General features: G+C 65.9%; 17 protein-coding genes. 10 read left to right on the forward strand and 7 right to left on the reverse strand.

Going from position 1 to position 20,570, the window contains the following annotated elements:
- Window positions 1-22 precede the first annotated feature (22 nt).
- The 3 genes from A1D30_RS16455 to A1D30_RS16465 all read right to left on the reverse strand — a co-directional run bounded on the left by A1D30_RS16455 (window position 23) and on the right by A1D30_RS16465 (window position 2,926).
- The gene (locus A1D30_RS16455) at window positions 23-931 is read right to left on the reverse strand and encodes an intradiol ring-cleavage dioxygenase (RefSeq protein ID WP_063461803.1); all 909 of its coding nucleotides are present in this window, start codon (window positions 929-931) and stop codon (window positions 23-25) included.
- 218 nt (window positions 932-1,149) lie between these two features.
- On the reverse strand, window positions 1,150-2,112 hold the full coding sequence (locus A1D30_RS16460; RefSeq protein ID WP_242421924.1) for an RDD family protein: 963 nt from the start codon (window positions 2,110-2,112) through the stop codon (window positions 1,150-1,152).
- A gap of 202 nt (window positions 2,113-2,314) precedes the next feature.
- Complete coding sequence (locus A1D30_RS16465) at window positions 2,315-2,926, reverse strand: TIGR00645 family protein (protein WP_063461805.1); 612 nt, start codon at window positions 2,924-2,926, stop codon at window positions 2,315-2,317.
- 195 nt (window positions 2,927-3,121) lie between these two features.
- On the opposite strand from A1D30_RS16465, the gene acs reads away from it, so the two are divergent.
- A complete protein-coding gene (gene acs, locus A1D30_RS16470; protein WP_063461806.1) occupies window positions 3,122-5,116 on the forward strand; it encodes an acetate--CoA ligase in 1,995 nt (664 codons plus the stop codon).
- A gap of 278 nt (window positions 5,117-5,394) precedes the next feature.
- Here the strand turns inward: acs and A1D30_RS16475 are convergent, their stop codons facing one another.
- Window positions 5,395-5,700: a c-type cytochrome gene (locus tag A1D30_RS16475; protein WP_063461807.1), complete on the reverse strand. Its 306-nt coding sequence runs from the start codon at window positions 5,698-5,700 to the stop codon at window positions 5,395-5,397.
- A 115-nt stretch (window positions 5,701-5,815) separates the two neighbouring features.
- On the opposite strand from A1D30_RS16475, the gene A1D30_RS16480 reads away from it, so the two are divergent.
- Window positions 5,816-6,058, forward strand: a complete 243-nt coding sequence (locus A1D30_RS16480; RefSeq protein ID WP_063461808.1) for a TIGR04438 family Trp-rich protein — start codon at window positions 5,816-5,818, stop codon at window positions 6,056-6,058.
- A 137-nt stretch (window positions 6,059-6,195) separates the two neighbouring features.
- Here A1D30_RS16480 and ilvD (A1D30_RS16485) read toward each other — a convergent pair whose 3' ends face one another.
- The gene (gene ilvD, locus A1D30_RS16485) at window positions 6,196-7,899 is read right to left on the reverse strand and encodes a dihydroxy-acid dehydratase (protein WP_063461809.1); all 1,704 of its coding nucleotides are present in this window, start codon (window positions 7,897-7,899) and stop codon (window positions 6,196-6,198) included.
- A gap of 246 nt (window positions 7,900-8,145) precedes the next feature.
- On the opposite strand from ilvD (A1D30_RS16485), the gene ilvD (A1D30_RS16490) reads away from it, so the two are divergent.
- Window positions 8,146-10,005, forward strand: a complete 1,860-nt coding sequence (gene ilvD / locus A1D30_RS16490) for a dihydroxy-acid dehydratase (protein WP_063461810.1) — start codon at window positions 8,146-8,148, stop codon at window positions 10,003-10,005.
- A gap of 159 nt (window positions 10,006-10,164) precedes the next feature.
- On the opposite strand, the gene bfr is transcribed toward ilvD (A1D30_RS16490), so the two are convergent.
- The gene (gene bfr, locus A1D30_RS16495) at window positions 10,165-10,644 is read right to left on the reverse strand and encodes a bacterioferritin (protein WP_063461811.1); all 480 of its coding nucleotides are present in this window, start codon (window positions 10,642-10,644) and stop codon (window positions 10,165-10,167) included.
- 184 nt (window positions 10,645-10,828) lie between these two features.
- Between bfr and lgt the strand changes: the two genes are divergently transcribed.
- Window positions 10,829-11,656, forward strand: a complete 828-nt coding sequence (lgt, locus tag A1D30_RS16500) for a prolipoprotein diacylglyceryl transferase (RefSeq protein WP_063461812.1) — start codon at window positions 10,829-10,831, stop codon at window positions 11,654-11,656.
- A 189-nt stretch (window positions 11,657-11,845) separates the two neighbouring features.
- On the opposite strand, the gene A1D30_RS16505 is transcribed toward lgt, so the two are convergent.
- A complete protein-coding gene (locus A1D30_RS16505; protein WP_063461813.1) occupies window positions 11,846-12,808 on the reverse strand; it encodes a DMT family transporter in 963 nt (320 codons plus the stop codon).
- Between the two features lie 128 nt (window positions 12,809-12,936).
- On the opposite strand from A1D30_RS16505, the gene A1D30_RS16510 reads away from it, so the two are divergent.
- From A1D30_RS16510 to A1D30_RS16535, 6 genes are all read left to right on the forward strand, one after another.
- Window positions 12,937-13,854: a LysR family transcriptional regulator gene (locus A1D30_RS16510; RefSeq protein WP_063461814.1), complete on the forward strand. Its 918-nt coding sequence runs from the start codon at window positions 12,937-12,939 to the stop codon at window positions 13,852-13,854.
- Window positions 13,855-14,819: 965 nt separating this feature from the next.
- A complete protein-coding gene (locus tag A1D30_RS16515; protein ID WP_063461815.1) occupies window positions 14,820-15,488 on the forward strand; it encodes a GntR family transcriptional regulator in 669 nt (222 codons plus the stop codon).
- The gene (locus A1D30_RS16520; protein ID WP_063461816.1) at window positions 15,488-16,972 is read left to right on the forward strand and encodes a malonyl-CoA decarboxylase; all 1,485 of its coding nucleotides are present in this window, start codon (window positions 15,488-15,490) and stop codon (window positions 16,970-16,972) included. Before A1D30_RS16515 ends, A1D30_RS16520 begins: the two co-directional genes overlap by 1 nt.
- 163 nt (window positions 16,973-17,135) lie before the next feature.
- Window positions 17,136-18,137, forward strand: coding sequence for a tripartite tricarboxylate transporter substrate binding protein (locus A1D30_RS16525; RefSeq protein ID WP_063461817.1), 1,002 nt, complete (start codon window positions 17,136-17,138; stop codon window positions 18,135-18,137).
- 8 nt (window positions 18,138-18,145) lie between these two features.
- A complete protein-coding gene (locus A1D30_RS16530) occupies window positions 18,146-18,949 on the forward strand; it encodes an enoyl-CoA hydratase/isomerase family protein (RefSeq protein WP_063461818.1) in 804 nt (267 codons plus the stop codon).
- A gap of 63 nt (window positions 18,950-19,012) precedes the next feature.
- A complete protein-coding gene (locus A1D30_RS16535; protein ID WP_063461819.1) occupies window positions 19,013-20,566 on the forward strand; it encodes a malonyl-CoA synthase in 1,554 nt (517 codons plus the stop codon).
- Window positions 20,567-20,570: the final 4 nt, after the last annotated feature.

Here is a 20,570-nt window from a genome sequence, read left to right on the forward strand (position 1 = left end):
TTGTGGAAGAGAGAGATGGGGATCAGGCGGCGATCGAGATCGTGATGTTGGCGGCATAGCCACCGCCGGTGTTGGCCTGCATGCTGGTCATCTCCAGCGTGGTGCCGTCGCTGAACACGTTGTCGGTGGCAAAGGTGATGGACGCGAGGTTGCGCACGCTGGCGCTGTAGCCCGCATTGCTGCTGTAGATGCTGCTGAGCAGCGCGGTGGGGAAGGCCAGCTGCGTGGTCTTGACCTTGTTGCGGGCGTTGCTGGCGGCGGCGAGGCTGGGGTACACCTCCAGGTGCATGTGGGGCATGCGGCCCGCGTAGCAGCCGGGCACGATGGTGGTGAAGGTGACGGTGCCATTGGCATCGGTGGCCTGCACGCCGCGCAGGTAGTTGTCGGCGATGTTGTTGGAGGTGTAGACCGAGTAGTTGCCGTCCTGCGTGCAGTGCCACAGGTAGATGGCGTAGCCCGCCAGCGGGGCGCAGCTGGCCTGGGTGTTGGTCAGCGTGATGGTGATGGTGAGTGGCACGCCCCCGACCTGGGTGGACGAGCCGATGGAGCTGCGGATGTCCGAGCGCACGATGCCGCTGAGCGCCAGCACGTTGTAGGTGTTGTTGCTGGCCGTGGAGCCGTCGGCGGGGTAGGGGCCGGCGGTTTCCTCGGGCACGACCGAGCAAGTGGTGGTGGTGCCTGTACCCGTCCCGGTGCCTGTGCCGGTACCGGTTCCTGTCCCGGTCCCGGTCCCGGTCCCGGTCCCGGTCCCAGTGCCCGTTCCCGTGCCCGATGTATCGGTGGTGTCCGTGGCGGCTGTATCGCTGCCCCCGCCGCAACCCCACAGGGTGGCCACGCCCAGCGAGCCCAGGGCGCTCAGGGCAAATCGGCGGTTGGCAGAGGCCTGCGCGGCAGGGTGGATGGGAGCGGGGGTGAGGGGGCTGTGGTCCATGGATTTCTCCTGCAAGTGGGAACAGTGGGGGGATGGCCTGCACTGTGCCGCCCGATTGGGGAGAAATCTGGGAGCGGGAGGGTGGGGTGTAAATGCTATATTTTTGATAGCTATCAGGGCATGACTGTTGCGCGGTAAGCCCTGTTTTTATTCAAAATTTTTGTCCCTGCGCCGTTCAACAGCGCCATGCACCGGGCCCGGGCCGGGCCATGGCCGCCCTACGGCGCCGCACGGGTAGAGGTGTGGCGGCACTGGAACGGGCGGTCGCTGCGCGCAATGTCGTCGCTGCCACATTGCCACTGGCGGATGTCGGTCTGCTGTTGGCGGGTGCGCAGCAGCGGGGTGTAGACCAGGTGCTTGCCCGCCAGGGCTGCGCCCTCGGTGCCGCCCACGCCCTCGGCAATCGTCAGCCGCACCACGCCGCTGGCGGGGTCGATGCTCAGGGCCTGGAAGCCCGCAGGCAGGCGTTCGGACGGGCCGGACGGCCCCAGGCCGATGGCGGCTGCACTGGGCGGAAACCTGCCTGTGCTGCGGTAGTGGTTCTCCACCAGTTTCAGCACCACCCGCGCCGCGCCATCGAGCTGGCGCACGGTATCGCGCTGCGGGTTGGCGGGCTCACTGCGGGGGCTCCACAGCACCAGCGCGACCACCACGGCCAGGCCCAGCACCGCCATGCCGCCCAGCACCACCAGCCCCTTGAGGAACCAGCCGGGCCCCGGGGCGTTGGCAATCGCCTCGCGGACGGCGGCGTCGTCGGCATCGCGCGCAACCACAAAGGTGCCCGTCATGGAGCTGTGCAGGCCGCGCTCGCCAAACAGCGCCGTGAGCAGGCGGTGCAGCAAAAACGGCACGGCCAGCGTGAGGCCGAGGGTGATCGAATATTTCAGGAAGTGCCGAAGCGCCGAACGCGCCGCGCCCGGCCGCTCGCCCGTGTGGGTGACCACCCGCAGGCCCAGCGCCCGCTTGCCGAAAGAGCCCGCGCCCAGCGCATCCATCAGCCCCGGCAGGAACAGTCCCAGGGCGCCCAGCGCCAGGGCGGCGGCCAGCAGGGGGCCGGGTAGAGCGCTATCGAGGGCGCCGCTGGCCAGCGCCCAGGCGGTCAGCAGGGCCGCCGGGACGGCCACCATGGCCAGGCCATCGATCAGCGTGGCGCCCAGGCGCGCCAGCATGCTGGGGAACACGGCCGCCTGCGTGTGCTGCGCTGGGGTGGGGGAGGGCTTTGAACGAGGGTGTGCCTTGCCAGGGGCTGCCCCTGCAGCGCGTGGTCCGGGCCCCTCACCCGCTGCGGCCAGGGGCGCGTTGCAGCTGAAACAGTGGGTGTACGAGGCCGGGTTCTGCCAGTTGCACTGCGGGCATTGCATGGCGCTGCGGCGGCCGGGGGGCTCAGTGGTGGTTGGCTGCGGGGGCCGTGTGCGACATCAGGCGGTCGGTCAGCGCAATCGCCAGCGCGCTGAGCAGGAACACGGTGTGGATGATGGTCTGCCACATCAGCACCTTGACGTCGTAGTTGGCGGCGTTGATGAAGGTCTTGAGCAGGTGGATGGAGCTGATGCCGATGATGGCGGTGGCCAGCTTGACCTTGAGCACCGAGGCGTTCACGTGGCTCAGCCATTCGGGCTGGTCGGGGTGGTCTTCGAGGTGCAGGCGCGACACAAAGGTTTCGTAGCCGCCCACGATCACCATGATCAGCAGGTTGGAGATCATGACCACGTCGATCAGCGCCAGCACCACCAGCATGATGATGGTCTCATTGAGCGCGGTGACCTCGAAATCGCTCTTGTAGCCAATGCTGGAGACCAGGCTCTTGAGCGCCGCCGAGTTGCCAAAGGCGGCTTCGATCAGGTGCACCAGCTCCACCCAGAAGTGGAAGACATACACCGCCTGCGCCAGGATCAGGCCCAGGTACAGGGGCAGCTGCAGCCAGCGGCTCGCAAAGATCAGCGAGGGCAGGGGGCGCATCGGCAAGGGAGAGGCGGAGTTTTTGGGCTGCGTCATAGGGAAAGGGAAAGGTTGGAGGGGCTTGGGTCGCGCGATTTTAGGGGCGTGGCGTGACAGCCCTTCCCCCCAGCGGCCATCCCGGCCCGGCGCAGGGTGTAGATTCTGTAAGCTTCGCGCCAGTCAGTGGCTTGTAAGTGCTGCGCCCGACAGTACCGCCCAATTTCAATTCCATCAAAACCAGGAGACAACACCATGAGTGCGCCCACATCCGCGATCGAGTCCGTTTTGGTCGAGAACCGCGTGTTCCCGCCGTCCGATGCGGTCGTCAAGGCCGCCCGCGTGTCCGGCATGGCGGGCTACGACGCACTGTGTGCCGAGGCCGACAAGGACTTCGAAGGCTTCTGGGCCCGCCTGGCGCGCGAGAACGTGAACTGGACCAAGCCTTTCAACCGCACGCTGGACACGTCGAATGCCCCGTTCTTCAAATGGTTTGACGATGGCGAGCTGAACGCATCGGCCAACTGCCTGGACCGCCACATCGGCACCCCCACCGAGAACAAGACCGCCATCGTCTTCGAAGCCGACGACGGCACGGTCACCAGGATCACCTACAAGGAACTGCTGGCCCGCGTCAGCCAGTTTGCCAACGCGCTCAAGGCCCACGGCGTGACCAAGGGCGACCGCGTGCTGATCTACATGCCCATGACCATCGAGGGCGTGATCGCCATGCAGGCCTGCGCGCGCATCGGCGCCACGCACAGCGTGGTGTTCGGCGGCTTCAGCGCCAAGGCGGTGCAGGAGCGCATCATCGACGCGGGTGCCGTGGCTGTGATCACCGCCAACTACCAGATGCGTGGCGGCAAGGAGCTGCCGCTCAAGGCCATCATCGACGAAGCCCTGGCCATGGGCGGCTGCGACACCATCCGCAACGTCTTCGTCTACCAGCGCACGGCCACGGCCTGCAACATGGTGGCGGGCCGCGACAAGACCTTTGGCGAGATGCTGGCCGGGCAAAGCACCGAATGCGCCCCCGTGCCCGTGGGCGCCGAGCACCCACTGTTCATCCTGTACACCAGCGGCTCCACCGGCAAGCCCAAGGGCGTGCAGCACGCTACCGGCGGCTACCTGCTGTGGGCCAAGCTCACCATGGACTGGACGTTCGACCTGCGGGCCGACGACGTGTTCTGGTGCACCGCCGACATCGGCTGGATCACCGGCCACACCTATGTGGCCTACGGCCCGCTGGCAGCGGGCGCCACGCAGATCATTTTTGAAGGCGTCCCCACCTTCCCCAACGCTGGCCGCTTCTGGCAGATGATCGAAAAGCACAAGTGCACGATCTTCTACACCGCGCCCACCGCCATCCGCTCGCTCATCAAGGCGGCCGAGGGTGACGCTGCGGTGCACCCCGCGCGCTCGGATTTGTCGAGCCTGCGCATCCTGGGCAGCGTGGGCGAGCCCATCAACCCCGAAGCCTGGATGTGGTACCACAAGAACGTGGGCGGCGAGCGCTGCCCCATCGTGGACACCTTCTGGCAGACCGAGACCGGCGGCCACGTCATCACCCCGCTGCCCGGCGCCACACCGCTGGTGCCCGGCAGCTGCACGCTGCCGCTGCCCGGCATCTCGGCCGCCATCGTGGACGAGATGGGCAACGACGTCGCCAACGGCGCGGGCGGCATCCTGGTCATCAAGAAGCCCTGGCCCAGCATGATCCGCACCATTTGGAACGACCCCGAGCGCTTCAAGAAGGCCTACTTCCCCGAAGAACTCAAGGGCTACTACCTGGCCGGTGACGGCGCCGTGCGCAGTGCCGACCGGGGCTACTTCCGCATCACCGGGCGCATCGACGACGTGCTCAACGTCTCGGGCCACCGCATGGGCACGATGGAGATCGAATCGGCATTGGTCTCCAAGACCGACCTGGTGGCCGAAGCCGCCGTGGTGGGCCGCCCCGACGACGTGACCGGCGAGGCCATCTGCGCGTTTGTTGTGCTCAAGCGCTCGCGCCCCACGGGCGAAGAGGCCAAGCAGATCGCCAACGAACTGCGCAACTGGGTCGCCAAGGAAATCGGCCCCATTGCCAAGCCCAAGGACATCCGCTTTGGCGACAACCTGCCCAAGACCCGCAGCGGCAAGATCATGCGCCGCCTGCTGCGCAGCATTGCTAAGGGCGAGGCCATCACGCAGGACACCTCGACGTTGGAAAACCCCGCAATCCTGGATCAATTGGCCAAGGCCAACTGATCGAGAAGGGCGCCGCAGGCGCCCGCGCATAGCGCTTGCAGGGTTCGTGGACACTCATATCGCGCAGCGATGTGACGTGGCCACAGAATCCGGGTCGATCATCCCCCGACGGTGATCGAAGCCGCTGCAATTGATCGAGAAGGGCGCCGCAGGCGCCTGCGCGCAGCGCTTGCGATCACCCCCCAAAACAAAAGCCGCGTCACATACCCTGTGGCGCGGCTTTTTTGTTGCGGATTTGGGGCGTTACACCCCAGAGCCGCAGTGGCTTGAAGAGTGTTTTACTTCTGCGTCAGCACCCAAGCGGCCAGCTTCTTGGCGTCTGCGTCGTTGACCTGTGCGTTGGCAGGCATGGGAACGGGGCCCCACACGCCAGAGCCGCCCTTGACGATCTTGGCGGCCAGCTTGTCCACGGCGTCTTTCTGGCCTGCGTACTTGGCAGCCACGTCCTTGTACGACGGGCCCACCAGCTTCTTGTCCACTGCGTGGCAGGCCATGCAGTTCTTCGATGTCGCCAGGGCCATGTCGGCCATTGCGGGTGCCGCAACCGACAGCGTCATGGCAAGAGTGATCAGGGTACGCTTCATGGTGGGATTTCCTGTGGTTGAGTTACAGTGCTTTTAATGCGATTGTAGTGACTTGGGTTGACAGGCCCTTGTCCCTCATCAATCAGGCCTGTGATGGCGTTTTCTGGAGATTGCGATGTATCTGCTGGGTCTTTCCCTTCTCATACTGGCACTGAAATATTTTGAAATCGGCCCCGTGGCGGCCTGGTCCTGGTGGTGGGTGCTGGCGCCTTTCGGGGCCACAGCGCTGTGGTGGGCCTGGGCCGATTCCACAGGCTACACCAAGCGCAAGGCCATGGAAAAAATGGACCAGCGCAAACAGGACCGCATCAACAAGCACAAGGAAGCCCTGGGCATCCAGCCGCGCAAGCCGCGCTGAATGCAGCGCTGGTGTGCTTTGCCCGCCGACAACAAAAAACGCCCGGAGCAATGCTTCCGGGCGTTTTTTTGTCTGGAGCGCGGCAGGGGGGGATCGCTCCCCGAACTCTCCCTGCTGCTAGATCTTCCAAAGCCTCTTCAATAGGCGTCCAGCACCGCGCCCTTGCTGGCGCTCGATGCATTGAACGCAAACTTGGCCTGCACGCCCCGCGTGTAGCGCGGGGCGGGGGCCGTCCAGGCGGCTCGGCGCCGGGCAATCTCTTCTTCGCTCACATTCAGCTCCAGCAGCAGCTGGCGCGCGTCGATGGTGATGCTGTCGCCTTCGTGGACAAAGGCAATGGTGCCACCCGCTGCAGCCTCGGGCGCCACGTGGCCCACCACCATGCCCCAGGTGCCGCCGGAGAAGCGGCCGTCGGTGATCAGGCCCACGCTTTCGCCCAGCCCGGCGCCGATGAGCGCCCCGGTGGGCGCCAGCATCTCGGGCATGCCAGGGCCGCCCTTGGGGCCCAGGTAGCGCAGCACCATCACGTCACCGGCTTTGATCTTGCCTGCCAGGATGGCTTCCAGTGCCGATTGCTCGTCTTCAAACACGCGGGCTGGGCCGGTGATGACGGGGTTCTTGAGTCCTGTGATCTTGGCCACCGCGCCTTCGGGGCTCAGGTTGCCTTTGAGGATGGCCAGGTGGCCCTGTGCGTACATGGGGTTGTTGATGGGGCGGATCACGTCCTGGTCGGCGCGCGGCTGGTCGGGTACGTCCTTCAGCACTTCGGCCACCGTCTTGCCCTCGATGGTGAGGCAGTCGCCATGCAGCAGGCCCGCGTTGAGCAGCACCTTCATGACCTGCGGAATGCCGCCTGCGCGGTGCAGGTCCACGGCCAGGTACTTGCCGCTGGGCTTGAGGTCGCACAAAACAGGGGTCTTCACGCGCACGCGCTCGAAGTCGTCGATGCTCCATTCCACGCCCGCCGCATGGGCAATCGCCAGGAAGTGCAGCACCGCGTTGGTCGAGCCACCCGTGGCCATGATCACGGCCACGGCGTTCTCGATGGACTTCTTGGTCACGATGTCGCGCGGCTTGATGTCCTTCTTGATGGCCTCGATCAGCACCTTGGCTGATTCCTTGGCCGAGTTCATCTTCTCGTCGTGCGGGTTGGCCATGGTGGACGAATAGGGCAGGCTGATGCCCAGGGCCTCGAACGCGCTGCTCATGGTGTTGGCGGTGTACATGCCGCCGCACGAGCCGGTGCCGGGGATGGCGCGTTTCTCGATTTCTTTCAGGTCAAAGTCGCTCAGCTTGCCCGCAGCGTTCTCGCCCACGGCCTCGAACACGCTCACGATGTTCAGGTCCTTGCCCTGGTAGTGGCCGGGCAGGATGGTGCCGCCATACACATAGATGGCGGGCACGTTGGCGCGCAGCATGCCCATGAGGCCGCCGGGCATGTTCTTGTCGCAGCCGCCCACCACCAGCACGCCGTCCATCCACTGGCCGCCCACGCAGGTCTCGATGCAGTCGCTGATGACCTCGCGGCTCACCAGGCTGTATTTCATGCCCTCGGTGCCCATGGCCATCCCATCGCTGATGGTGGGGGTGCCGAACACCTGGGCGTTGCCACCGGCCTCCTCAATGCCCGCAATCGCCGCATCGGCCAACTTCTGCAGCCCGCTGTTGCAGGGCGTGATGGTGCTGTGGCCGTTGGCCACGCCCACCATGGGTTTCACGAAGTCGCCTTCCTCGTAGCCCATGGCGTAGTACATGGAGCGGTTGGGTGCGCGTGACTTGCCCTGGGTGATGTTGGCGCTGCGGCGGTTGATGGGCGCGGAGGGCTTGCTGGAGTCGGTCATCGTGGGGCGTCCTGGTGTCGGGGTTGGGGGGCTGGAGCGGAATGGATCATTCTGCCAGCGCCGTCGCAGCGCGTGGGGGTAGTCCCCGCCATCCCCAATGCCGCCGCCCCGGCGGGCCCAAAGGGCTGGGCGATAATTGACAGGTTTGCCCCCGGCACGGCTCAAGAGGTTGGTTGCACGGGTGCGCGAGGGGCCAATATTCCGGCGGCCCGCTTCCTTTTCAGCGATTTTCCAGAAGCCAGCACGATGCCCATCTACCGTTCCAAAACCTCCACCGCCGGTCGCAACATGGCAGGCGCGCGCTCCCTGTGGCGCGCCACCGGCATGAAAGACGATGACTTCAGCAAGCCGATCATCGCGGTGGTCAATTCGTTCACCCAGTTTGTGCCCGGCCACGTGCACTTGAAGGACCTGGGCCAGCTGGTGGCCCGCGAGATCGAAGCCGCTGGCGGCGTGGCCAAGGAGTTCAACACCATTGCCGTGGACGACGGCATCGCCATGGGTCACGACGGCATGCTGTATTCGCTGCCCAGCCGCGACATCATTGCCGACTCGGTCGAATACATGGTCAACGCGCACTGCGCCGACGCCATGGTCTGCATCTCCAACTGCGACAAGATCACCCCCGGCATGCTGATGGCCGCGATGCGCCTGAACATCCCGGTGATCTTCGTCTCGGGCGGCCCGATGGAAGCAGGCAAGACCCGCCTGGCCAACCCGGTCACCAAGGTCATGGAGTTCAAGAAGCTCGACCTGGTGGACGCGATGGTGATTGCCGCCGACAGCAACTACTCCGACGCCGACGTGGCCGAGGTGGAGCGCTCGGCCTGTCCCACCTGTGGTTCGTGCTCGGGCATGTTCACCGCCAATTCGATGAACTGCCTGACCGAGGCGCTGGGCTTGTCGCTGCCCGGCAATGGCACGGTGGTGGCTACCCATGCCGACCGCGAACAGCTCTTCAAGCGCGCAGGTCGCCGCATTGTGGACCTGGCCAAGCAGTACTACGAGCAGGACGACGAACGCGTGCTGCCCCGCTCAGTGGGCTTCAAGGCGTTTGAAAACGCCATGACGCTGGACATCGCCATGGGCGGCTCCACCAACACCATCCTGCACCTGCTGGCGATTGCGAGCGAGGCGGAAATCCCCTTCACCATGGCCGACATCGACCGCCTCTCGCGTGTCGTGCCGCAGCTGTGCAAGGTAGCGCCCAACACCAACAAGTACCACATCGAAGACGTGCACCGCGCGGGCGGCATCATGGCCATCCTGGGCGAGCTGGACCGTGCGGGCAAGCTGCACACCGACGTGCCCACCGTGCACACCGCCACGCTGAAAGACGCGCTGGACCAGTGGGACATCGTGCGCACGCAAGACGAAGCCGTGCGTACTTTCTACATGGCAGGCCCGGCTGGCGTGCCCACGCAGGTGGCGTTCAGCCAGGCCACCCGCTGGCCCAGCCTGGACCTGGACCGCGCCGAGGGCTGCATCCGTTCGTACGACCACGCTTTCAGCAAGGAAGGCGGCCTGGCCGTGCTGACGGGCAACATCGCGGTGGACGGCTGCGTGGTCAAGTCCGCTGGTGTGGACGAAAGCATTTTGGTGTTCGAAGGCACAGCCCATGTCACCGAGTCGCAGGACGAGGCCGTGGCCAACATCCTGGCCGATAAGGTCCAAGCCGGTGACGTGGTCATCGTGCGCTACGAAGGCCCCAAGGGCGGCCCCGGCATGCAAGAGATGCTCTACCCCACGAGCTACATCAAGTCCAAGGGCCTGGGCAAGGCCTGCGCGCTGCTGACGGATGGTCGCTTCTCGGGCGGCACCTCGGGCCTGTCGATTGGCCACTGCTCGCCCGAGGCCGCTGCGGGCGGTGCCATCGGCCTGGTGCAGAACGGCGACCGCATCCGCATCGACATCCCCAACCGCACGATCAATGTGCTGGTGAGCGATGAAGAACTGGCCAAGCGCCGCGAAGCGCAGAACGCCAAGGGCTGGAAGCCCGCCCAGCCCCGCCCGCGCAAGGTCTCGGCCGCGCTCAAGGCCTATGCCAAGCTGGTGATGTCGGCCGACAAGGGCGCCGTGCGCGACCTGTCGCTGCTGGAAGACTGACCTGCCGCAGGGCAGGGGCGGCGCCCCTTCACCCACAAAAAAAGCCGCATCCCGAGGGTGCGGCTTTTTTATGGGCTTTTGCTTCTATTTTTATAGCGTACTAAGCATACTGGTCGCGCGCAGAAGCCGATTTCCTTCTGAAATTCTGAGGTGAATGGCTTACACCGCCGCGCTGCCCATCTGCGACTGCAGGTAGTTGGGCAGGCCGATCTTGTCGATCAGGCCCAGCTGCTTTTCAAGCCAGTAGGCGTGGTCTTCCTCGGTGTCGCGCAGCTGGGCCAGCAGCAGGTCGCGGCTCACGTAGTCGCCCACGCTCTCGCACAGGGCCATGCCTTTTTGCAGGGCGGCGCGCACCTCGTATTCGGTGGCCAGGTCCTTTTGCAGCATCTCGGGCACGGTCTCGCCCGAGGTGAAGGGGTTGGGGCGCATGTCGGGGCGGCCGCCCAGAAAGAGGATGCGGCGCAGCAGCGCGTCGGCGTGCTGGGTTTCTTCCTGCATCTCGTGGTCCAGGCGCGTGTAGAGCTTGATGAAGCCCAGATCCTCATAGGTGCGCGAGTGCACGAAATACTGGTCGCGCGCAGCCAGCTCGCCGCGCAGCAGTTCCTTGAAATACTCGATGACTTGTGGGTTTCCCTGCATGTTGTTGTCCTTTGCTTCTGGGCGGCGAGTATCGCGCGGACGCAGGCGGGCCGGAGGCAATGCCCCCGCATTCGCGCTCTGCATGCGTACGGTGATCAGACGCGTTCGCATTGGGCGGGTGGATGGCGCGGATTGGGCGCGCGGCGCCCGGGCCATTCGATGCGCGGGCACAATACCGCCCACCATGCTGACCTACCCCCATATCGACCCCGTTGCCCTGCAGATCGGCCCGCTGGCCATTCACTGGTACGGCCTCACCTATCTGGTGGCCTTTGGCCTGTTCATGCTGCTGGGCATCCGGCGCCTGCGGCACGAGCCCTTTGCCTCCATCACCGGCCCGGCCGCCTGGACGCGCAAGGACGTGGAGGACATCCTCTTCCTGGGCGTGGCCGGTGTGGTCATCGGCGGGCGGCTGGGCTACTGCCTGTTCTACAAACCCGGCTATTACCTCAGCCACCCGCTGGAGATTTTTGCGGTGTGGCAGGGCGGCATGGCCTTCCATGGCGGCTTGCTGGGCGTGGTGGTGGCCATGCTGTGGTTCGCCCATTCGCGCCAGCGCCCCTGGCTGCAGGTGGCCGACTTTGTGGCGCCCTGTGTGCCCACGGGCCTGGCGGCCGGGCGGGTGGGCAATTTCATCAACGGCGAGCTGTGGGGCCGTTTTGCCAGCCCCGACCTGCCCTGGGGCATGGTGTTTGCACACAGTGGCTCGATGCAGCCGCGCCACCCCTCGCAGGTCTACCAGTTCCTGATGGAAGGGCTGCTGCTGTTCATCCTGCTGTGGCTGTATGCGCGCAAGGAGCGCCGCCCGGGCCAGGTGGCTGCCGCCTTCCTGTTCGGCTACGGCGTGTTCCGCTTTATCGCCGAATACTTCCGCGAGCCCGATGCCTTCCTGGGCATCCTGTCGCTGGGTATGAGCATGGGGCAGTGGCTGTGTGTGCCGATGATCGTGGGTGGCATCGTGCTGTGGTTGTGGGCGCAGCGCCAACCCACCTTGGCGCTCGGATCACGGTGAAATTGGCTGCTACCGCGCGATGGATATGCCCTGGTAGCTATTAGAAATATAGTGATTGAAAGCCGCTGGCACTGCAGGGTGCCAGCGGCTTTTTTGTGGCGCCTGCGGTGCTGTGGGTTGCTCCGCCGCACCATGCGCGCCGTCGCCAAGGTGCTGCTGCCCGGTATGGGCGGCAGCAGCATCTCGTCGTTAGCTGGATGCGCTTTCCGCAGCCGTGTGTGCAGATCCCGGAGGCGATGGGCTCCGCCGTGCCATGGTCCACAGCGCTGCCCCCACAATCAGCGCGCCCCCCAGCCAGGCGGTGGGGCTGAGCTGCTCGCCCAGCCAGAACACTGCGAACAGCGCGCCAAACGCGGGCTCGCTGCCCATGAGCAAGCCCACGCGGGTGGGCGGGCTGTGGCGCAGGGCCCAGTTCTGCACCACAAATGCAAACACCGTGCAGCCCAGCACCAGGTAGATGCAAGCCAGCCAGAAGGCGCCGCCATCGGTGAGCGAGGGCAGGGGCGGCAATTTGCCCGGCAGGGCCAGCGCCAGCAGCAGGCTGCCCAGGCCGATCACGCCCGCCTGCACGGCGGTGAGCGCCAGCACGGGCGCGTTGCGGCGGCGGGTGAGCCGGGTGGTCTGGCACACGGTGATGGCGCGCAGCACGGCGGCGACCAGCATCAGTGCGTCGCCCCAGCCCCATTGGGCCGAGCCGCCTGAATAGCCGCCGCTCAGCAGCGCAGCCCCCAGCAGCGAGACTGCTGCAAACACAAACATCGCGCGGCCGGGCCGCAGGCGCAGCAGCCACCACTCGGCAAACGGGGTGAACACCACACACAGGCTGATCAAAAAGGCCGCATTGCTGGCCTGCGTCAGCGCCAGCCCAAAGGTTTCGCACAGAAAAATGCCCAGCATCAGTGCGCCCAGCGGCAGGCCCGCCGCCAGGGCATCGCGCCGCTCTGGCGCCGGGGCGCGCAGCAGCGCAGGCAGCAACAGCGCAAAGGTCAACAAAAAGCGCACGGCCAGAAACCCCAGCACCGGGTAGAACACCAGCGCGCCCTTGGCCACGCCATAGCTCGTGCCCCACACCACGGCCACCAGCAGCAAGGCCAGGTCAGAGAGGCGCGGGGCCAGAGGAGAGGTGGGGGCGAGCGGCAGGGTGGGGTGCATGGGGAAGGGTGGGCGGGCCGGTGGGTGGAGGGAGGGAGGGGGCTCTGCGGCAGTTTTGCAGGGCACTGAAATTATCGATTTGCGCGTGCATGGTGATAATCGCCATCCAAGAACAGCACTTGTGCGCAATGAGCATCAATCAACCCCTCGACAGCCTGCCCGACATGGCGGTGTTTGCGCGCGTGGTGGACGCGGGCAGCTTTTCGGAGGCTGCGCGGCAGCTGGGCATCACCCCGTCGGCCGTGAGCCGCCAGGTGGCGCGGCTGGAAGGCACGCTGCGTGTGCGCCTGCTGGAGCGCACCACCCGCAAGCTCAAGCTCACCGACGCCGGGTCCGCCGCCTACAGCCGCTGCCAGGCCATGGTGGCCGCCGCGCGCGAGGTGTGGGCGCTGAGCGACACTCACTCTGCCGCGCCCTCGGGCTTGGTGCGCATGAGCATGCCCAAGGCCGTGGGGCGCCAGCTGGTGCACCCGCTGGTGCTACCGTTTTTGCAAAAGTACCCCGAGGTGGATGTGCAGCTGCTCATCACCGACCGCACGGTGGACCTGTTCGAGGAATCCATCGATCTGGCCCTGCGCGTGACCGACACCCCGCCCCCCGGCCTGGCGGGGCGGCCGCTGGCCAGCTTGCACCACTGCATCTGCGCCAGCCCCCAATACCTGGCGGAGCGCGGCCACCCCCAGCACCCGCGCGATCTGGAGCAGCACGCCTGCATCACCCTGGGCGAGGACGAGCGCGACCGGCACTGGCGGTTTGAGCGCGCGGGTGAAGCAGCCACCGTGGCCGTGCGTGGCCGCTATGTGGCCAACCACAGTGAGGTGCGGCTGGAGGCGGCTTTGAGCCACCTGGGCATTGCCAGCCTGCCCGGCTTTGCTGCGCGCGCGGCGCTGGAGCGGTGTGATCTGGTGGCCGTGTTGCCGGACTGGCAGCACAAAACCTCGTATGCAGGCACGGCCTGGCTGCTGTACCCGCCCAATCGGTTTTTGCCCGCCAAGCTGCGGGTGTGGATTGATCACCTGGTGGTGGGGTTTGCGGAGGTGGAGTAGGTTGGTTCGGACTGCGGGTTTTGAAAATTCTCCGAGGTCCCTCGCAGATACGCGGCGTCTGCCTGACCGGACGGTTGCTGCACCGGGGCCCCGTCACTGCCCCACGGCACTTAGTCAGCCCCCATGCGCATCACTCGCAGAAGGGCCTTTGGGGATTCAGGCAACTGACCACCATCTCGACCCTGATGTTTTTGGGGCTTGGTGGTTCTGCAACGGGCTGGCGTGCGCCCTGCGCGCGCATACAAATGTTGGAAGCGGGAACGCCCAGGCCGACCACAAGCCGACTGATGTAGTCCGCCCGAGCCTGCGACAACTGCTCTGCCTGCTGTGTGCTTGCTTCCCTCGGATCGGCATGGACTGACAGGGCAACCCGCCGGAAGCCGCTGTCATCGCACCAGGTCGTGCGGACGAGGCAAAGTGAGGCATATGTCACGCTTCGCAGCCTGCGATCTTTGTTGTCTGGCAATTGCGGCCATACCATCTCGATGCCGTTAATTCTGACGGTTCGATCCCACGAAGCATCGAGATATGCAAAATTTAGCCCGCCCAGTGCGGGCTATTTTTTTGCGCAACGCTGGATGATGCCTGCCGTCAGCAGACTGGGGCGCGATGAGGTGGGGGTCAGTCCTGTCACTGGATCGGAGCGCTGTGATTGGCGTTTTTTGGGCGTCCAGCTCCGCCCAGCCCGCACCCCCACGTTGCTCCGCCGCCGCAATCCCCCACTTTTGTGTAACCGAACCCTTCAATCCGCAGTTTTCTCTTGTTATTTTGCATAATTATGAGAAATTACGTGCATGGCGAAGTGATGCACCCGGTAGCCAGCATTTAACGGTGTGTTGCGAGCAGTAAAGGTGGGGCAAGCCGTTGGGTGTCTGCGGTGGCTTCTTCCGGTCTGTATGCGCCAGAGGAATCAAGCGATCAACCGAGTACCCCAGTGGGTCGATGACCCTGGAGCCCAGCCTACCATGCGTCCCGTTCCGAATTCCCTGCACGATGAAGTCGCCTCGCGGCTGCGGGATCAGATTTTTGCGGGGGACCTGCGGCCCGGTAGTTTTCTGGACGAGGCCGCACTGTGCGAGCGGCTTGAAATCTCGCGCACGCCGCTGCGCGAGGCGCTCAAGGTGCTGGTGGCCGAGGGGCTGCTGCGCCACGAGCCGCGCCGGGGCTGCTTTGTGGCCGAGATCACTGACAAGGACCTGGACGACCTGTTCCCGGTGATTGCGCTGCTGGAAGGCCGCGCGGCGCATGAGGCCACGCACAAGGCGAGCGGGGCCGATGTGGCGGCGCTGGAGCTGCTGCACCAGCGGCTGCAGCAGTGCGCGGCCGAAGGTCGCATCACCGATTACTACGAGGCCAACTACGCCATCCACGAGGCCTTCATCACGCTGGCCGACAACCGCTGGCTGGCCCAGGTGATTGGCGACCTGCGCAAGATCCTGCGCCTGGCGCGCCACCAGACGCTGCATGCCCCGGGCCGCCTGCAGCAAAGCCTGGCCGAACACCTGGCCGTGTTTGCCGCCCTCAAGGCGCGTGACTCGGAAGCCGCCGAAGAGGCCATGCGCACCCATCTGTTGCGCCAGCGCGATGCGCTGCGCGACATCGCCCGCAATCAGCAATCGAGGTTGACACCATGATGAACAGCACCCCCGAATGGATCACCCGCAGCGTGTCGCGCCTGCGCACCAGTGCCCCCGCCGCCGACAAGGGCGGTGACAAGCTGGCCAAGTCGGCCCTCGACAAATCCGTGACCGATGTGGTGGCCAAGGTGGCCGTGCCACGCTCTACCAACGAGCGGCTGCAGGCCACGCTGCGCCGGGGGCAGGAGGCGCTGTCGCCCCGCGCGCTGCGCCGTCTGCTGGCCGATCTGCAGGAGGTGGTGGCCCCGCAGGTGAGCGAGATCGAAGGCGGGCGCCGCGCGCAGGCCGTGGCCGATTGGTATGCCAAGGCCGAGCTGGAGGAGCGGCGCGACATGTGGCTGCTGATGTGCGAGCAGTTCGCGCCCGATGCCACGCGCTTCAAGTCGGCCCGCCAGCGCTATGAGGCGGCGGCGGGCACGGCCGAGGAGGGCCAGGCCGAGATCAGCCTGCGCCGCGCGCTGGTGTCGCCGCGCACGCGGCTGCTGCAGCGGTTCTCGGCGTTCCCCGAAGGCATGCGGTTTCTGGTGGACATGCGCGCCGAGATCCTGCCGCTGCTCAAGGCCGACAAGCGCTTGCTGGCGCTCGATGCCGAGCTGGAGCACCTGTTCTCGACCTGGTTCGATGTGGCCTTTCTGGAGCTGCGCAGCCTGTCGTGGGATTCGCCCGCGTCGCTGCTCGAAAAGCTCATCAAGTACGAGGCGGTGCACGACATCCGCAGCTGGGCCGACCTGAAGAACCGCCTGGACAGCGACCGCCGCTGCTACGGCTTCTTCCACCCCCGCCTGCCCAACGAGCCGCTGATTTTTGTGGAGGTGGCGCTGGTGGACAAGATCTCGGCCAGCATCACGCCCCTGCTGGACGAGGCCGCTGCGCCGGTGGACATCACCCGCGCCACCACGGCCATCTTCTATTCGATCAGCAACACGCAGACGGGCCTGCGCGGCGTGAGCTTTGGCGACTCGCTCATCAAGCATGTGGTGGAGACACTCACGGCCGAGTTTCCGCGCCTGCGCACCTTTGCCACGCTGTCGCCCATCCCGGGTTTCCGCGCCTGGCTTTCCAAACATGCGGGCACCATGCTGGAGCGCCTGGACGACAAGCGCCGAGCCGAGCTGGGCCGCGCCGTGGGTTTTGAGCCGCCGCAGGCCACGCACTTGCTGGGCGCCATCGACAAGGCGCTGGAGCTGGATGCCAAGTCGCCCGTCCGCCAGATGCTGCTGGAATGCGCCGCGTACTATCTGGGCCGCGAGATGCAGGAGGGCAAGCCGGTGGATCCGGTGGCCCGCTTCCACCTGGGCAACGGTGCACGGGTAGAGCGCCTCAACTGGGCGGGTGATCCGTCGTCCAAGGGGCAGAAGCAGTCGTACGGGCTGATGGTGAATTACCTGTATGACTTGAAGCGCATCGACAAGCACCGCAGCCTGCTGGCGCAGGGCAAGGTGCCGGTGTCGGGCGACATCGACAGCCTGTGCCGCGACTGAGTGAGTGCACAGGGTGGCCAAGAGTTTGAGTGAGTTGTGAGTTGATCGGTAAGTGCGTGAGCAGGTGAGTGAGTGAAGGAATGGCAGAGCGCGGACCGGTGCGCCACATGGCGCCCGGCCTGCGTTGCCGACAATGATTTTTACAACGACAGGAGACAAGCGAATGAATAGAAACCCATCGCGAATTCAACGCCGGGATGTGCTGCTGGGCGCGGCGGCTGCGGGCCTCGGCCTGGCCAGCGGTAGCAGCTGGGCGCAGGTCTCGGCCTGGCCCGCCAAGCCGGTGAACCTGGTGGTGCCGTTTCCGGCCGGGGGTGGCACCGACACGTTTGCGCGCCCGCTGGCAGCGCAGTTTGCCAAGACCACCGGCAAGACGCTGGTGATCGACAACCGGGGCGGCGCGGGCGGTAACGTGGGCGCCAGTTTTGCCGCCAAGGCGCCGGGCGACGGCTACACGCTGTTCATGGGCGGCGCGCACCACGTGATTGCGCCCTCCGTCTACCCCAAGCTCGACTACGACCTGGAGAAAGACTTCGTTCCGCTGGCCCTGCTGGCCAGCGTGCCCCAGGTGCTGGTGGTCAACCCCAAGAACATGCCGGTCAAGGACTTCCGCGAGTTTCTGGCCCTGGTGCGTGCCAACCCGGCCAAGTTCAACTACGGCTCGGCGGGTTCGGGCAGCTCGCACCATCTGGCGGGGGAGCTGTTCAAGATCCAGTCCAAGACCTTCATCACCCACATCCCTTACCGGGGTGCGGGCCCGGCGCTGGCGGATCTGGTGGGCGGGCAGGTGGACATGATGTTTGACGGCCTGGGCTCGTCCGCCGGGCACATCAAGGGCGGGCGCATCAAGGCGCTGATGGTGGCGGGCGCCAAGCGCAACCCGGCCTTCCCCGATGTGCCTTGTGCTGCCGAGGTGGGGCTGCCCGATTACACGGTCACCACCTGGTATGGCCTGTGGACGCCCAAGGGCACACCCGCCGACGTGCAGGCGCGCATCGTGGAAGAGGTGCGCAAGCTTGGCCAGTCGGAAGAAATCAAGACCATCTGGGCGGGCAATGGCGCCGAGTTCGGCACGCAGAGCCCGCAGGACTTCGGCAAGATGGTCAGCGGCGAGGTCAAACGCTGGGCGCAGGTGGTGAAGGCCGCCGGCGTCAAGCTGGACTGAGGGGCGCCATGCCAGGTGAAGTCACGGCCCGCCAGGGCGAGGGGGGCGTGGTGCATGTTGTGCTGCGCCACGAGGGGCGGCTCAACGCCATGTCGCGCGCCATGTGGCGCGAGTTGCGCGCTGTGTTTGAGGGTGTTCAGCGCAGTGCGGACGCACGCTGTGTGCTCATCGAGGGCGATGGCGGCGCGTTCTGCGCGGGCGGGGATATCTCTGAATATCCCGCCTTCCGTTTTGACGCCGCCGCCTTGCGTGACTTCCATGAAAACGACGTGTGGGGCGGGCTCCACGCCATGCTGGCCTGCGATGTGCCCATCGTGGCCAGCATCCGCGGGGCCTGCATGGGCGCGGGGGTAGAGATTGCGAGCTGCTGCGACATCCGCATTGCGGGCAGCGCTGCCCGTTTTGGTGCCCCCATCGCCAAGCTCGGCTTTCCCATGGCCCCGCGCGAGGCGCAGCTGGTGGCAGGCGCGGTGGGCGAGGTGGTGGCGCGCCAGATGCTGCTGGAGGCCGCCACCTTCAGCGCCCCCGACATGCTGGCGCGTGGTTTTCTGAGCCGGGTGGTGGCCGACGACATGGTGGCCACCGACGCCCTGGGCAGTGCGCAGCGGGTGGCGGCGCTCGCCCCGCAGGCCGCGCGCATGAACAAACAGACATTCAGGGCATTAAAAACGCCCTCTGCGCGCAACAGTAAAGAGTTTTCAGCTATCGAAAGCATAGTGAACGGTGTGCCCGACCCCTATGGCTATGCGAACAGCGCCGAGCACCGCGAGGGCATCACCGCATTCCTGGACAAGCGCCCGCCGGTGTTTTGACTGGACCGCCGCGGGCCCTGTCTTTCGTCTTCTTCCTTGTTTCAAAAAAGCCAAGCCCAAGCCATGAGCCAACAGAACCTCTTCAGCGCCCTGCGCGCAGCCTTCCCTGCCGACCTGTCGAGCACCGCCGTGGAGACCACGGCGCCCGATGGCTCACCCCTGTTCTACACCTGGGGCGACCTGGACCGCGCCAGCGCCCGCATGGCCAACCTGCTGGCGTCGCTGAAGCTGCCCGAGGGCAGCCGCGTGGCCGTGCAGGTGGAGAAATCGGTCGAGGCCATGGTGCTGTACCTGGCCACGTTGCGCGCGGGCTATGTGTTTTTGCCGCTCAACACCGCCTACCAGAGCGCCGAGATCGAATACTTCATCGGCAACGCGGAGCCGGGCGTGGTGGTGTGCACCCCGGGCAACTTTGGCTGGGTGAGCAAGATCGCCTTCACCCAGGGCACGGGCCATGTGTTCACGCTGGGCGATGACCGCACGGGCAGCCTGCTGGAGCGCGCGGCGCACCACAGCGACGTGCACACGCCGGTGCAGAAGTCGGCCGACGACCTGGCCGCCATCCTCTACACCAGCGGCACCACGGGCCGCAGCAAGGGCGCGATGCTCACGCACGGCAACCTGCTCAGCAATGCGGTGACCTTGAAGGACTACTGGGGGTGGAAGGCTGGTGATGTGCTGATCCACGCGCTGCCGATCTTCCACGTGCACGGCCTGTTCGTGGCCATCCACGGTGCGCTCATCAACGGCAGCAAGATGATCTGGTTCGCCAAGTTCGACCCCAAGGCCGTGCTGGCCGCCATGCCGCGCGCCACGGTCTTCATGGGCGTGCCCACGCTGTATGTGCGCCTGCTGGCCGAGGCCGGGCTTACCAAGGAGGCGGCCAAGAACATGCGCCTGTTCATTGCGGGTTCCGCGCCACTGCTGATCGAGACTTTCACCGAATGGCAGCAGCGCACCGGCCACACCATCCTGGAGCGCTACGGCATGAGCGAGACCATCATGCTCACCTCCAACCCCTACGCGGCCGACAAGCGCCACGCGGGGCAGACCGAGCGGCGCGGCGCCACCGTGGGCTTCCCTCTGCCGGGCGTAGGCCTGCGTGTGGTGGACGACGCGAACAAGCCGCTGCCCGTGGGCGAGATCGGCTCTATCCAAGTCAAGGGCCCCAACGTGTTCAAGGGCTACTGGCGCATGCCTGAGAAGACAGCTGAAGAGTTCACCCAGGACGGCTGGTTCAAGACCGGCGACGTGGGCAAGGTGGACGCGCGCGACTACGTGAGCATCGTGGGCCGCAGCAAGGACCTGATCATCAGCGGCGGCTACAACGTCTACCCCGCCGAGATCGAGGGCTACATCAACGACATGCCCGGCGTGGCCGAGAGTGCGCTGGTGGGCGTGCCCCACCCCGACTTTGGCGAGGTGGGCGTGGCGGTGGTGATTGCCAAGCCCGGCGCCAGCCTGAACCCCGATGCCATCGTGGCGCAGCTCAAGTCGCAGCTGGCCAACTTCAAGATTCCCAAGAAGTGTTTTGTGGTGCCCGAGCTGCCGCGCAACACCATGGGCAAGGTGCAGAAGAACCTGCTGCGCGAGCAGCACAAGGGGCTGTTTGCCTGATGGC

It is taken from the genome of Acidovorax sp. GW101-3H11, from assembly GCF_001633105.1.
Lineage (GTDB): Bacteria > Pseudomonadota > Gammaproteobacteria > Burkholderiales > Burkholderiaceae_C > Acidovorax.